A 13963-nucleotide genomic window follows, 5' to 3' on the forward strand; every position below is an offset into this window, starting at 1 on the left:
ACAATGGGCTCGAAACAATCAATGCAGTCTAGATTAAGCAGGTGAAGACGGGTTTTGATGCGGGGGAAAAAAGCTTTGTTCGCCCGCTCCGGACCGGTGATCCCCGCGCTGGAAAGCAATAATTGTCGCACCCTGTGTCCGGCCCGGCCACCGGCAGGAGCATGGCGGGGCGGAGACCGGCAGATTTGATCGGGAATACAAAAGCTTTATCTGACAGTGAATGCTGGATTGTTGATGACAGTTTCATTGACAATGCCCGTCCACCAAGATCCTGCTGGAAATCGGAGAGTCTGGAATGCGAATTTGCCATGGCATGGCAATCCTGTTGTCCGGCGCGTTGCTGGGAGCAAGCATGACGAGCATGGCCGCCAGGGGACCGGACATGCCGGTGGTCGGCATGGTCTGGCAACCGGACTACCCGACCCGCAACCCGCAGGGCAACTGGGAGCAGCTGGGCGTGCGGAAACTGCTGGTGCAGTGGAGTGCGGCCGGGGACTACAACTTCGTCGATGGCTGCAACAGCACGACGCCGATCACCGATCTGCCGGACTGGTCGCGGATTGCCGCCGAGCCCTGGGCGCAGGACGTGATCCTGGGACTGGCTGGCGATTTCGACGAACCCAAGGCGCGGCGCAGTCTGGAATTGCTGGTGGAGCGGTCACGCTGCCTGGCGGCATTGATGACGCCTCTGCGCGTCAGTGGCTGGTATTTTCCGGTCGAGGCCGATCCGACCTGGACCGGCGTGACCAGACTGGGCCCGCTGCTGAACCAGCTGCCGCGCCCGCTGTGGATCAGCGTATACGACAACTCCAATATTGGCGCGGATGCGCTGGCTGACTGGCTGGATACCTGGCTGCCGGCCGATGTCGGCGTGTTTTTCCAGGATGGCGTCGGGGTCTATGCGCGCGATGCCTCCGTGGCAATGGATTACCTGAAAGTGCTGCAGCGGCGACTGGGCAAGGACCGGGTGCGTCTGATTGCCGAGATATTCCGCCCGGCGCTGGGCGGCGGCTTCCGCGCCGCCACAGCGGACGAAATGCTGCCGCAGTTGCGTGCCTATACGGGTGAGCAGGTGTATCTGTTTGAGGGGCCGCATTATCTGACCCCGCCACAGGTGCTGGAGGTCAAACGGGCGTGGAACGAGGCGCCTCGCTAGACCTCTCCGGATCTTCCGGCCGGGGGGCCGGTGCGGCTGCGGGTTGACCGGCATCCGGATCCGAGGGATCGGGGCCTCGGGTCGGCCCCACTGCCGGCGGTGTTTTCCGCCAAAGGGCCATATTGCCTTTGGGGTATTTTTTGTAGATGCCCCTTTCGACAAGTACCTGCTGGCTTTTGATATTGAAAGTAAAGCCGTAGGGATTTTGACCGTTGATGTGGTAACGGTAAAAGGCCTTGATGGACAGCGCTGGTGCATACTCATTCGTATAGGCCCTCTCGTACTGGCCAATTGCCAGCTGGCTGCCATTCAGCTGGTTCAGACAGGAAAAGGTAGTGAAATACAATGATTTCCGGTCCGTGGGGTCGGTGTCGGCCAGGGTGATGAACAGGATGTCGCCATTGATACGATGGTAGATCTGGCAGGATTTTTTTCGTGGAGGCAGCAGGGGATTGGTGATTTCTGAATAACTGACATCAGCAATGATTTCACCTTCCGCATAGAACCGGCTCTGGTAACTTGGCTGGCCATCCTCGATATGGCGCGTTTTTATGATTTTTCCGGAGGGGTTGTAGCAATATGTTGATGCGCTTTGTGTGCTGCCGGCCGAGGTGATGATGTCAGAAAAATTATCTTCGCCAAGATAGGAGAAGGTACGTACCGTATCGCCTATCGTTTCTTTGACTACATGACCTTCCGCATCCTGTTCCAGCTTGATTTCTCTGGGATAATCCAGCCCGGCCCTGTCGACGGCGTTGACGTCAGTGTTGGTGATTTCTGATAGTTTGCTTCCCGTGATGTCATAGTAGTAATTGCTCCTGTTACCTCCCGTCGCGGCCGTGGTCGTTACTTTGCGGAGATTGCCGCTTGTATCCTGGGTAAAGGTTTGCGAAATGATGTTTTTAGCGTATTCATTTTCCAGCATCAGATCGCCAGTAACCTTCCATTCAGTCAGAAATCCTGTGCGATCGTAAGTGTAATTTTCTGTGCAATTGATGGTCTGGACCTGAAGTTTGAGCATCTGCAGGGTGTTTCTTTTATTGTAGGTGGCGTTGTAAACTGTGATGGGTTTGGTGTTTTTTCCATCGGAAAAAACATATTTCACCTCGGTGATCAAACCGTAGGCACCATATTTTTTTCGCAGCTGGATACGGGAATAATAATCTTCCGTGATCCAGCAGTAGCTGTCGATATTGGTCACAAATCCATCAGTGTTGCGCAGAAATTTTGAGCGCGATCTGAGCGTGTCATTGACCAGAATTTCGATCTGGTCAATGCTGCCATCGGCAGCGGTGTAGGTATAGGTTTTCCTGATATTCAGCGGGTCGTCAGTGGAGGCAGAGTGAGTGAGTATGATATCGATGGAAAGGGGCTTTCCTCGCACGGTTGACAGAATTCGCGTTTCGCACTTTTCAGGTGAAATATGGCTGAGCACATCCTGGTTGACATCATCCCGGGACAGATTGCCAAAGGTATCGTAGCCGAGCGTCCGGTTGTACGAAGTATTGACATTGCTGCAATAGCTCGAGGCCAGCAGCCCGGTCTTTTCCTGATAAGAGAAGGATCGCACCCCCACATTGGTGGTGCTGGCGGGCGTTTGCCTGACGTGGCGGCTGACGACCTGACCCAGGCTTGCATTGTAGGTATAAGAAAAGACGCGTCCATTCTGATAACGGACTTCGCGCGGCTGGGTCAGGCTCGTGGAGCCGGAATAGTCGTTGGTCGATTGAACCAGATTGACCGTGGAACTGGTCAGGCGATCGATGCCATCATAACCGGATGTCCCCATCACCTTGCGGTCGACCGTCAGGCGTGTTGCCAGCTCCGCCGTGCTGTGCGGGGCGTAATCTATCTGTTGCGTACCACTGACGCTGCCTTTCTTTGTCATGGCACGGTCAAAGGCATCGTAGGTGTATGTCAGATTTTCATCGATGTCGGATGTCGTGGTTATCTGCCTCCCATATCCGTCATAGGTAAAGGAGTCTGTCTGGTCTGCCTGTGTGTTTAGTGGATTTTTGAACAGATTGATTCTTTTTTGCGTCACAAGCTGATTCTGCGCGTTGAAAAAAGAAATCTGTCTGTACAACCCGGCTGACTGGGTGGCGCTGGCGGTATTGTTGTAATAGTCATACACATAACTGAGCTGGCTTTTGTCCGGAGATTTTTTCTTGATCAAGTCATCATAGATATTCCACTGATATATCGTTCTCTCCGTGGAGATCAGTTTCTTTTCCAGGGTGTAATCGTAATCAGTTGATTCGACGAGTTGCATGAGATTGTTGTAGGTGTTTCTTTTCATTTCAAAAAACGTGGCAATGATTTTTTTGTCGATTTCCTGTTCCGTAATATAGTATTCGCTCACGATATTTCCGAACCCGTCCATGGTGGCCTTTTTCTTGAAGGCTTCTCTGGTAGTCTGTGTCGTGACGGCGCTGTTTGCCGCCGAATAACTTGTGCTGTCCGTGGCGATCTCCGTACCGAGCGGTCCCCATGGGTAGTGTTTTTTTACCACCCGGCCCAGCGCGTCATATTCATAGGTGGTGGTGAGATTGTTTTCATCCGTACTGGACCACGTTGCCCCGGTCCGGGACAGGTGGCTGGTGCTGGTTGATTTCGTACTGCCGTCAAATCCGGTTATCGTGCTGCTTATGGCGACGGTGGCTTGCTGTGATGGATTCGTCCCCAGGCTATAGGCAGTAGCAGTTCTGGTCGTCAGGTAGATGACTATCGGCTTCCCCTTGTCATCTTTGCCCGGTGCCGGTTTGCTGACTTCCATGGAAATCAGCGCACCAGTAAAGACAGGATCCTTCTCTTCGTAGCCATATTTTTTCTGCAGCAGATAGTTCCTGGCGGAAACATCCGGGCTGGAAGTGTCATAAAAAACTTCCTGTGTCCTGACCACCATAGGGAGTGTGGAAATCTGCTTGTACTGGTATTCGTATTTTTTCACGGGGCTGGTGACGGTACCCGCCTCTTTGCCCGGTGTGATGGTCATGCTGGAAATGTAGTTGACGAAGCCATTCGGGTCGGCCGGACATAAAACGGTGTCGTCCAGTGTTTGTCCTTCGGCAGGATAGTAAGTGTAACGGGTGACAATGCCTTCGATGCTGGTATGGGTGGAGAGATTACCGTCACTGTCATACGCATGGTATACCGTGCTGGTTGTGCTCACCAATTCCTTCTTGTCCCCAATGCCGAGGTGCGTCAGGTGTGTCTCTGTAGGGAGCGAAAAAGCGGGCGACTGCGCATCGATACCCTGATCTTGTCCGGTATTGAGTGCATAGGAATAGGAAGTCAGCTTTCCATTGCGTGGCGTGAAGGGGGTCTGGTCCGGTTCCAGCGGGGTAAGACTGATGGGAAGATAGAAGTTGTTGTAACGGCGGCTTATGATTCTTGTCCCGCCTGTGGAGGCGGCGATTTCAAATTCGAAAGAATGGTTTTTTTCCAGGTTGTCAACACCTGTGGTCCACGCTTCAGTCAATGGATAACCCAGGTAATTGGCCAGCATGTAGGCATAGTTTGTTTTGATGGAGATTTTTTCTGTTTTGTCTTTTGTTTTCTGGTTGAACCAGAAGGTGTCGCGGACGCTGACTGCCATGACGCTGGCCGGGATGCCGGGCGGCCCGGCCAGCAGGGTATAGGTCAGGGTTTCATTTTGATAATAGCTGAGGATGGAAGTGAATCCGGACAGGCAATAATAACTGGTATTGTGAATCTGGGATGTCATTTCGTACAAGAGCGTCAATGTCTTGCCACTGCCTTCCAGTACCTTGAGCAGTGCGCGCACCGGGCTGGTGGCAGGGTCGCTGAATTGCAGGTTCAGCGTGCATTGCGGGGTAGTGACAATATGGGTATTGCTGGCCCATTTGCTGCTGACCAGCGTGGCGCCGCTGCTGTCGGTAATAGTGAAAGCGTTGTCTGCATTCCAGGCAAACAGGATCACCTTGCCGTTGGGGGCCGTGATTTTGCTGACACGCCCGTTTTGAATGGTTTCGATGCTGCCGTCTTTGTTGATGACACGATAAGTGTCGGCTGAGTCTTTGACAAAATTAAAATTCCTGGTCACCTTGTATTGCAGGGTGACCGTGCTGCCACTTTCGCTCAGTATTCTGTAGCGGTTGCCATTCGACAATACCAGAGTGCGTGTGCCATCGGCATTGCTGTCGATATGCGCCAGACTCATCTCCCAGCCAACGCCAAACCCATAGTCGATATTGTTGAACTGGTTGAAATAAAGAATGAAATTCAGGATGGGACCCTGAATGCTGTTTGAGGGCAGTGTAGCAATCGGGATCGTGCGGATATACATGCCGGTGCGCGGTTCGACACCATCGGCAAACCAGTCGATCATGTTGAATACATTGGAATCAAATAGCATGAAAAATCTCCTGGCAAGACAGGAATCATGTAATGAGCACGCAAAGAAACGAGGTTGCCGCTTGGCCGCGGCACCTGTGAGGGAGTCTTGTTAAGTATTTATGATGGCGAATGAAAATCCAGCAAGCTCATCCATTAACTGATGAATGGTGTGTGCCAGCCAGTCTGATTCAGGGCAGCAGACAGGGCTGCATCAGTGCGGCGATCCAGTTCATGAAGACATGGACCCGCCTCGGCAGATGGCGGCGATTCGCATACAGCAGCGAGACCGGCATCGGTGCCGCACGCCAGTCCGGCAGCACTTCGACCAGGCGGCCGCTGGCAAGGTGCTCATGCACGCTGAATGCGGGGGCCTGGATCAGGCCGAGACCGGCCAGGCAGGCTGCCTGATAGGAGGTCGAGTTGTTGACGGTCAGTGCGCCGGTCATGGGCAGATGGCGGATTTCGCCGCGGATGGCATCGACGTACTCGAAACCGGCAGACCTGGTGCCCAGCGTCGACACGTAGTGGATCAGCCGGTGGCCGGTCAGGTCTTCCAGCGTGGCGGGCATGCCGGTACGGGCCAGGTAGTCGGCACTGGCGCAATTGAGCAGCCGGACATGCCCCAGCGGGCGGGCAACCAGGCTGGAGTCGCGCAGGGTGCCGACGCGGAGCACGCAGTCGAACCCTTCGCGCACCGGATCGACACGCCGGTCGGTACTGCTGAGCTCGATATCGAGTTGTGGATGCTCATGCAGAAAGTCCGGCAACTGCGGCATGACGATCTGGCGGGCGATGCCTGCCGGCATGTCCACGCGCAGCCGTCCGCTGAGAACCGACGCGTCACTCTGGAACAGCCCCTGCAGCTCGTCGACATCAGCCAGCAGATCCTTGCTGCGTTCATAGAACGCCTGACCGTCCTGGGTCATCTGCACCTTGCGCGTGGTGCGATGCAATAGCTGGGTGCCAAGCCGGCTTTCCAGTTGCTGGATGGCAATGGACACGCTGGCCTTGGGCAGTCCCATGCTCTCCGCTGCGCGGGTAAAGCTGGCCTGCTCCGCGACGCGAAGGTAAATCTGCATGGCATCGAGCAGGTTCATTGCCACCTCTTGCTGTTTGTCATGAATGAACAGTCTAGTCAGAAAATGCGCATTTATCAGGCATGCATCAATCAATACACTGATTTCAGCTGAGGCATCAACGCAAAGGGAGCAATGAACATGGATAGCCGTATCGCACTCGTCACCGGTGGCAGCCGGGGGCTGGGAAAGAATACCGCGCTGAAACTGGCGGCAAAGGGCGTGGACGTGGTGCTGACGTATCGCAGCCGCCAGGCCGAGGCCGACGAGGTGGTGGCTGCGATCGGGCAGCTGGGCCGGCGAGCAGTTGCGCTGCCGCTGGATGTGGCGGACAGCGCGTCATTCGCCGCTTTCGCCGCACAATTGCACACGGTGTTGCAGACGCACTGGCAGCGGACCGATTTCGACTATCTGGTCAACAATGCCGGCATCGGCATCCATGCCGCCTTTGCCGAAACGACCGAGGCGCAATTCGACCAGTTGGTGAACATCCAGTTCAAGGGGGTGTTTTTCCTGACCCAGACGCTGCTGCCACTGATCCGCGATGGCGGGCGCATCGTCAACGTGTCCACCGGCCTGACCCGTTTTGCCTTGCCCGGCTTTGCCGCCTATGCGGCGATGAAGGGGGCGGTTGAAGTGCTGACCCGTTACCAGGCCAAAGAGCTGGGGGCGCGCGGCATCGCTGTCAATGTGGTGGCGCCCGGGGCGATCGAGACCGACTTTGGTGGCGGCGTGGTGCGCGACAATGCGGCGATGAATGCCGGGATCGCCGCGCAGACCGCGCTGGGCCGGGTCGGGGTGCCGGATGATATCGGCGGTGTGATCGCCTCGCTGCTGTCGGACGACAACCGCTGGATCAACGGGCAGCGGATCGAAGCATCGGGCGGCATGTTCCTGTAGCCGTCAGGGCGGCGAGAAGAAACTGAAGCTGCCATGCTCGACGCGCTTGGCCTGGTACATGGCGGTGTCGGCATGGCGCAGCAGGCTGGTCATGTCGCTGCCGTCGCGCGGGAACAGGCTGACGCCGACGCTGGCGGACAGCACCATGGTGGTGTCGCCGATACGCGCCGGCACGCTCAGTGTCGCGCGCAGCCGTTCGAGAAAGGCCGCGACATGGCTGACGCTGCAGCGCGGCAGCACCAGCACGAACTCGTCGCCGGACAGGCGGCCCACCAGGTCCGAATCCCGGACCACGCTGCGCAGACGCTCGGCCACGATCCGCAGCAATTCGTCGCCACAGGCGTGACCGAGTGCATCGTTGACCTGCTTGAAACGGTCAAGATCGACGAACAGTACGGCCAGTCCGGCCTGTTCCCGCGCCATTTCCACCAGCATCTGGCTGGCCCGGCTCAGCAACTGGCTGCGGTTGGGCAGGCCGGTCAGGGCATCGTAGAAGGCCATCTGGCGGATATGCCGGTGCGCCTCGTCGCGCTCGATCGCCAGCAGGCACAAGTGGGTACCGATGGCCACCAGCTGGCTGTGCAGCGGGTCCGGGCCGCGGCAATCGCGGAAATACAGGGCGAACGTCGCCACCACCCGTCCGTCGCGGTGGTGGACCGGCACCGACCAGCAGGCATGCAGCCCCAGTGCCAGCGCCTGCTGGCGGTAATCGGTCCACAGCGGGTCGCGGGCCACATCGGTGACCAGTACCGCCTCGCCGCGAAAAGCGGCCGTGCCGCATGAACCGGCCGATGGCCCGGACGGCATGCCGTCCAGCGAGCGCAGATAGGATGCCGGCAGGCTGGGGCCCGCCAGGGGATGCAGCATGCCGTCCCGGTCAACGCGCAGGACGGAGGCGATGGCATCGGGGGCCATGCGCTCGATCTCCCGGCACAGCAGGGTCATCACGTGCTCAAGCGGCTGTTCGCGAACCAGCGCTTCCATCACCACGCATTGCAGGACCTCGTGCAGCTTGGTGCGGGTAATGTCGGTCAGCACGGTGACCATGTGGCGGATGCTGCCGTCCGGGTCGAAGACCGGGCTGGAATCCAGGTGTGCCCACAGCCGCTGGCCATTGCGCCGGGTCAGCAGCAGGTCGGTTTCATGGCGCTGGCCGAGGCGGATCTTCTTTACCGCCTTGCGGAAGCGATATTCGGACACGCGATCCGATACCAGGAACTGGCGGATGGGCCTGTCGAGCATCTCCGCGCGAGCATGGCCGGACAGGCAGGCAAAGGCCTCGTTGACATAGCGCACGCGCGTTTCGCCATCCGTGATGCAGAGCGCCGCGCCACTGGCATTGACGGACTGCAGCAGCAAACGGCATTCGGCGTCCCGGAATGCCTCGCGGGGCGCAGAATGCCTGGTGCTGGCAGGGACCGGCACTTGCGTGATGACTCCCCGAGTGATTTCTCCCGACGCCAATCTGATTCCTTGCTCGATGAGGGGCTTGCCGGTTCAGGTCAGGACCGGGTCGCCCGAAATATGCACCGGGGTGGTACACACATAGCCAATGCCATAGGCGCTCAGTATCGACAGCGGTTTGATTCCGCTGGGAGACAGTTTCGAGCGCAGTCGATGAATCAGGACTTCGAGCCGGTGCGGGTCATAAAGATCGGGGTGCCCGCCCAGTGAGGTCACCAGGTCCTTGCGCGGCACCGGCAGATGCGGGCTGCAGGCCAGACGGTGCAGCACGCGGAATTCGGCTTCGGTCAGATGGATGTGCTGTCCCCCCGGCGCCTGGACTTTCCGGCTGCCGGGCAGCAGGCACCAGTCTTCGTCGGCGGTGACGGAATGCTTGTCCCGGGTAACCAGCCGCCGCCCCAGCGCAGCCAGTGTGGCGCCGAGTTCGGACAGCTTGACCGGCTTGGTCAGGAAGTAATCGGCCCCCTGGGTCAGCCCGCTGATCCGCTCCTGCAGGCCGACGTGGCCGGTCAGGATGACGATGCCCAGCATCGGCCAGCGCCGGCGCAGATCGGGCAGGGTGCTCATGCCGTCGCCATCAGGCAATCCGACGTCGAGAATCAATATGTCGGGCGAGTGCTGGTCCGGTGACTGCAGATATTCCTGCATCGTGGCGAGGCGATCGAGCCCGACGACATGGTGGCCGCTGTCGGCCAGATAATCCATTAGCGCCAGCCGCCACTCCTTATAGTCTTCTACGATCAAGATATTCATATTTGGGTGGGGGCATGATTTATTTTTCTGTCGAGTGGGCCTTGCCGTGCAGGAGGTTTTACATCTGTACCGCATATTTATACGGTATAAAAAACGACATATGCTCACGAATACTCACAAATCGACGGGTCGAAGCGGGAGAAAAGGCTTTATGCCGGGGCAGGGTTGATGCAGGTCAGCCCGCGGGGCCTGTTCCCCTGATCGGGTCGGCCGGCATGGTATCCGCATCGGGTGAGGTGCGCGCACAAATCCCCGCGGCAGCGAAAGCATGCCGTGGGGACGCCGGTCAACTGGCGGACGGCTGGTGCAGGCCGAAGCGTGATCAGGCCTCAGTTGCCGCTGCGCGACCAGCGGGTCTTGTGGCCGAACTGCTGCCGGTTGTCGGTGAACTTGAGCTGTTCGAGCGCCAGGCGCCAGACCGGCGCGGTGTGCAGTCCGGCCTGGGGATGGCGCCCGATATAGCACTGCAGCGCCCGGTCGCGCAGGTCCTGCTCGAGCAGGATGGCGCGGGCGGTGAACTGCAGGCCGCAGATCTCGTGCACGGCCTGTGGCTGGCCGCTGATGGTGCCGGCCACCTGCGGCCGGTCACGCATGTGACGGCCATGCCGGGTCTCGCCGCTGCTCAGGATCAGCAGTGCGACGTCGGCCTGGTCGAATGCATAGAAGCAACTGGCTGCCCACGGGCCATTGGCGTCACAAGTGGCGAGGCTGAGCACGTGGTGGCCGAGGATGAAGTCGCGGATCGTCGCGGGCAGGGGCGGCATGGCAGGACCTGGTTCCGGCTCAGTCGCGCCGCATCGGCACGAAGCGGACGCCGTTGCGTTCGGTCTCCGGGCCGCTGACACAGAAGCCGAAGCGCTCGTAGACCGGCACCGCATGCAGCGACGAGTTGACGGTGAAGGCGCCGTACTCGCCCGGGCGGCGTGCCTCCGCGAGCGCATGCTCCCACAGGGCACGGGCGATGCCGCGCCGGTGCTCGTCGGGGGCCACGAACAGGTGGTGAACGTGAGTGCGGTCGCGCAGCGCGATCACGCCGCGCAGGGTGTCGCCGCGGGTGGCGGTGTAGTAGCGGAAAGCCGGGTCTGCAATCAGGGCGGCAATCGAGGACGGATGCAGCGAATACAGGAACGGACCGACCTGCTCGTCATCCGGTGTGGCGACAAAATGGCTGGCCAGTGACCGGATCAGCGCGCTGATGCTGTCGACCCGGGAAGATTCGGCAAGGCCGATGCGCAAGGTGTCCGGCATGGTTCAGATCCTGGATAAACGTCCACTGTACCAGTTTGCCCGCTGGCCACGGCGAACGGCTGCGTTCCGCGCGCCCGGCCGGGCGCGCGGTGCTGCCTAGACGGCGGCCGTATGCAGGTGCTGCGCCACGCAGGCCAGTTTCTCGCAGGTTTCGGTCCATTCCCGTTCGGGCGTGGACAGCGGCACCAGTCCGGCGCCCGCCTGCAGCCAGCAACGATTGCCGTCGCGGTACACCGAACGCAGCACCAGGGCGGCATCGAGCGCGCCATCGCTGTCGACGATCATCACGCAGCCGCTGTACAGCCCGCGCGGCTGTGCTTCGTGGCGGCGAATGCTGTCCAGTGCCTCGCGCTTGGGAATGCCCGAGGCGGTCACGGCCGGGAACAGTTTCTCGAACGCATCCCAGGCATGGCAACCGGTGGCAAGCTGGCCACGCACCCGCGATGCCAGATGCTGCACGCTGCCGCGCCGGCAGACGTCCATGAATTCGCTGACACCGAGCGAGTCGGTATCGCAGAAGGCCGACATCTCGCTCATTGCCAGCTTGACCGACACCGCATGCTCGGCAATCTCCTTGGCATCGCCGAGCAGTTCGCCCTGCAGCCGTGCGTCCTCGCCGGTCTCGCCGGCCAGGGCGCGCGTGCCGGCCAGCGGCTGGGTGCTGACCTGGCCGCGGGCATCGACCTCCACCACCGTTTCCGGGCTGAAACCATAGGCCTGGAAATCGCCGTCGCGCAGCAGGAACGAGCGTGCCGGCGTGTTGGCGCGGCGTCCTGCCAGGTAGCTGGACACCATATCCAGTGATGACGGCACTTCGACTGCGCGCGACAGGATCACCTTCTGGTAGTCACCGGCCTGCATTTCACCGACGGCGGCGGATACCTGCTGTTTGAAGCGGGCTTCGGCCTCGCGGTTTTCCAGTACGCCGATCGCCTTGCCCAGGGGGGACCGGGTCGGGATGTCCCCGGCCATGACCAGGGCAGCCAGCCCGGGCAGGGCCGCGGGGTCGAGGCTGCGGATCAGGGCCAGCCCGTCGCGCAGGCGGATCTCGCTCTGCGGGATGGACAGGCGCAGCAGCGGCTCGCCGTCGCTGGTGGCATGAATGCCATAGGCCAGGTGTGCAAACTCGAACGTGGCACGGCCATAGGCCCGCCAGTCAGTGAACGGAATGTCGGCAAGCGCCTCGGCGATGCCGGCGCACGGGCGACTGCCTTCACGCGAGGTGCCGTTGCTGTGATGCACCGTTCCCCGGGCGTCGACGACCAGGCTCAGTGCCGCATCCATGCCGATACTCCACTCGCCGCGACACTCGTACAGCGTGTAGTGCCGGGTCGACAGCTTGCCGGCCAGCCGTGCGGCCAGCTCCAGCGGCGCGCTGTTCACCCTGATCTGCTGCTCGGCGTAGCGGCGGAGAGGGGGCGCGCGGTCTGCGGCCATGGCCAGCGCGACCAGGCGCCGCCGGTCGATCTTGCCGACCGGTGTCAGCGGCCAGGCGTGGAGGGTTTCGATCTGGTCCGGCAGCATGAGGCGGCCCAGCCCGCGCGCACTCAGCGCCTGATTCAGCGCCAGACCGTCGGGTATCCGTTCCCCCGCAGGCTGCACGAAGGCGCAGATCCGCTCGCCAAGCAGCGGGTCGGGAACCGCGACCACGATCGCCGCCTGCACGCCGGGCAGTGCGCACAACTGGGACTCGATGTCGGCGATGGCGATTTTTTCGCCGCTGCGCTGGATCTGTTCCTTCAGCCGGCCTTCGACGATCAGGTTGCCATCGCCATCCCGGCGCACCAGATCGCCGGTGCGGTAGAAGCCATCGGCGGTAAAACTGAGTGCATCCTGCTCCGGCGCGCGGTAGTAGTGCCGGATGGTATACGGCCCCCGCGTCTGCAGCTCGCCGGCCATGCCCTCGTTGACCTCGCGGCCCTGCTCGTCGACGATGCGCAGCCTGTCCCGGGATGACAGCGGGCGCCCCTGGGTATGGAGAATGGTATTCAGCGGATCATCCAGCCGGGTGAAGCACAGCAGGCCTTCCGCCATGCCGAACACCTGCTGCAGGCACGCGCCGGACAGGCCGGACAGCTGCCGCGCCAGCGCCGGCGCCAGCCGCGAGCCGCCAACCTGCAGGACGCGCAGACTGGACAGGTCGCTGGTTTCCCATTCCCGTGCCTGTGCCCACAACTGTGCCAGCGGCGGCACCAGGGCCAGATGGGTGACCCGCTCGCGTGCGATCAGCGGCATGGCCACATCGCAACTGGCGGTGGCCGAAAGCACGACCGTGCCGCCGCAGGCCAGCGTTCCGAACACGCCCGGGCACGCCAGGGTGAAATTGTGGGCGGCCGGCAGCACGGCCAGGTACACGCTGTCGCTGCCCAGCGCGCACAGCGCTGCCGAGGCGGTGAAATTGTAGAAATAGTCGGCGTGGGTGCGCGGAATCAGTTTCGGCGTACCGGTCGTGCCGCCGGACAGCAGCAGCACGGCCACCTCGCCGGGCGCCGGGGCCGGCCAGCGCGCCGGTTCGCCATCGACGTCGTCGAGCGCCCGGAAGGATGACGGGCCCTGGCCGGGATCGCCATCGACAATCACCTGCAGCGCCGGGCGGGTGGCCGCGATGCTGGCTGCCAGCGGACGATAGTCGAAGCCGTGTGCCGTTGCGGGAATGAAATAGGCCGTCGGCTCGGCGAGGCGGCACAGTGCCTCGATCTCGCGCGAGCGCTGGGTCGGCATTGCCAGTACCGGGATGACGCCAAGGCGGAACAGGGCCAGGCAGACCGACACGAAGCCGATGCCGTTCGGCAGTTGCAGCATTGCGCGGTCGCCACGGCGCAGGCCGAGCCGGTGCAGGCCGGCCGCCAGTCGTTCAACCCGGTGGTCGAGCCCGGCGAAGGACAGGCGCTGCTCACCGTCGACCAGCGCCGTATGGTCGCCATAGCGGCGGGCCCAGAGCGGCAGGCATTCGCCCAGTGGCGGGGGCGGGGCGTCTGGAACCGGGTAGCGTGTTTTTTCCATGGGA

At 60.9% G+C, this 13963-nt stretch carries 9 protein-coding genes; 2 read left to right on the plus strand and 7 right to left on the minus strand.

Annotated features, from left to right (window positions below; genetic code table 11):
- Positions 1–295: 295 nt before the first annotated feature.
- Entirely contained in the window at positions 296–1156 is an 861-nt protein-coding gene (locus tag ACYVG8_RS12755; RefSeq protein WP_460745960.1) for an alpha-amylase family protein, read from the plus strand.
- On the opposite strand, the gene ACYVG8_RS12760 is transcribed toward ACYVG8_RS12755, so the two are convergent.
- Entirely contained in the window at positions 1125–5534 is a 4410-nt protein-coding gene (locus tag ACYVG8_RS12760) for an RHS repeat domain-containing protein (RefSeq protein WP_460745962.1), read from the minus strand. The genes ACYVG8_RS12755 and ACYVG8_RS12760 overlap by 32 nt on opposite strands.
- A 169-nt stretch (positions 5535–5703) precedes the next feature.
- A complete protein-coding gene (locus tag ACYVG8_RS12765) occupies positions 5704–6612 on the minus strand; it encodes a LysR family transcriptional regulator (protein ID WP_460745963.1) in 909 nt (302 codons plus the stop codon).
- A gap of 120 nt (positions 6613–6732) precedes the next feature.
- On the opposite strand from ACYVG8_RS12765, the gene ACYVG8_RS12770 reads away from it, so the two are divergent.
- The gene (locus ACYVG8_RS12770) at positions 6733–7491 is read left to right on the plus strand and encodes an SDR family oxidoreductase (protein WP_460745964.1); all 759 of its coding nucleotides are present in this window, start codon (positions 6733–6735) and stop codon (positions 7489–7491) included.
- A 3-nt stretch (positions 7492–7494) separates the two neighbouring features.
- Here the strand turns inward: ACYVG8_RS12770 and ACYVG8_RS12775 are convergent, their stop codons facing one another.
- The 5 genes from ACYVG8_RS12775 to ACYVG8_RS12795 all read right to left on the minus strand — a co-directional run bounded on the left by ACYVG8_RS12775 (position 7495) and on the right by ACYVG8_RS12795 (position 13959).
- A complete protein-coding gene (locus ACYVG8_RS12775; protein WP_146745088.1) occupies positions 7495–8850 on the minus strand; it encodes a diguanylate cyclase domain-containing protein in 1356 nt (451 codons plus the stop codon).
- Positions 8851–8988: 138 nt separating this feature from the next.
- On the minus strand, positions 8989–9708 hold the full coding sequence (locus tag ACYVG8_RS12780; RefSeq protein WP_158537460.1) for a response regulator transcription factor: 720 nt from the start codon (positions 9706–9708) through the stop codon (positions 8989–8991).
- A gap of 329 nt (positions 9709–10037) precedes the next feature.
- Positions 10038–10472 carry a pyridoxamine 5'-phosphate oxidase family protein gene (locus tag ACYVG8_RS12785; protein WP_158537461.1) on the minus strand — a complete coding sequence of 145 codons (435 nt, stop codon included), beginning with the start codon at positions 10470–10472 and terminating at the stop codon, positions 10038–10040.
- A 19-nt stretch (positions 10473–10491) separates the two neighbouring features.
- Positions 10492–10956: a GNAT family N-acetyltransferase gene (locus ACYVG8_RS12790; protein ID WP_460745966.1), complete on the minus strand. Its 465-nt coding sequence runs from the start codon at positions 10954–10956 to the stop codon at positions 10492–10494.
- A 96-nt stretch (positions 10957–11052) separates the two neighbouring features.
- The gene (locus tag ACYVG8_RS12795) at positions 11053–13959 is read right to left on the minus strand and encodes a salicylate synthase (protein WP_460745967.1); all 2907 of its coding nucleotides are present in this window, start codon (positions 13957–13959) and stop codon (positions 11053–11055) included.
- Between the last annotated feature and the right edge of the window lie 4 nt (positions 13960–13963).

This window comes from Microvirgula curvata, from assembly GCF_054781615.1.

Excerpts from the sequence above, each read along its gene's own strand:
- ACYVG8_RS12760 (WP_460745962.1), bottom strand. The coding sequence starts at position 5,534 with ATGCTATTTGATTCCAATGTATTCAACATGATCGACTGGTTTGCCGAT.
- ACYVG8_RS12780 (WP_158537460.1), bottom strand. The coding sequence starts at position 9,708 with ATGAATATCTTGATCGTAGAAGACTATAAGGAGTGGCGGCTGGCGCTA.
- ACYVG8_RS12755 (WP_460745960.1), top strand. The coding sequence starts at position 296 with ATGCGAATTTGCCATGGCATGGCAATCCTGTTGTCCGGCGCGTTGCTG.
- ACYVG8_RS12790 (WP_460745966.1), bottom strand. The coding sequence starts at position 10,956 with ATGCCGGACACCTTGCGCATCGGCCTTGCCGAATCTTCCCGGGTCGAC.
- ACYVG8_RS12795 (WP_460745967.1), bottom strand. The coding sequence starts at position 13,959 with ATGGAAAAAACACGCTACCCGGTTCCAGACGCCCCGCCCCCGCCACTG.
- ACYVG8_RS12770 (WP_460745964.1), top strand. The coding sequence starts at position 6,733 with ATGGATAGCCGTATCGCACTCGTCACCGGTGGCAGCCGGGGGCTGGGA.
- ACYVG8_RS12785 (WP_158537461.1), bottom strand. The coding sequence starts at position 10,472 with ATGCCGCCCCTGCCCGCGACGATCCGCGACTTCATCCTCGGCCACCAC.
- ACYVG8_RS12765 (WP_460745963.1), bottom strand. The coding sequence starts at position 6,612 with ATGAACCTGCTCGATGCCATGCAGATTTACCTTCGCGTCGCGGAGCAG.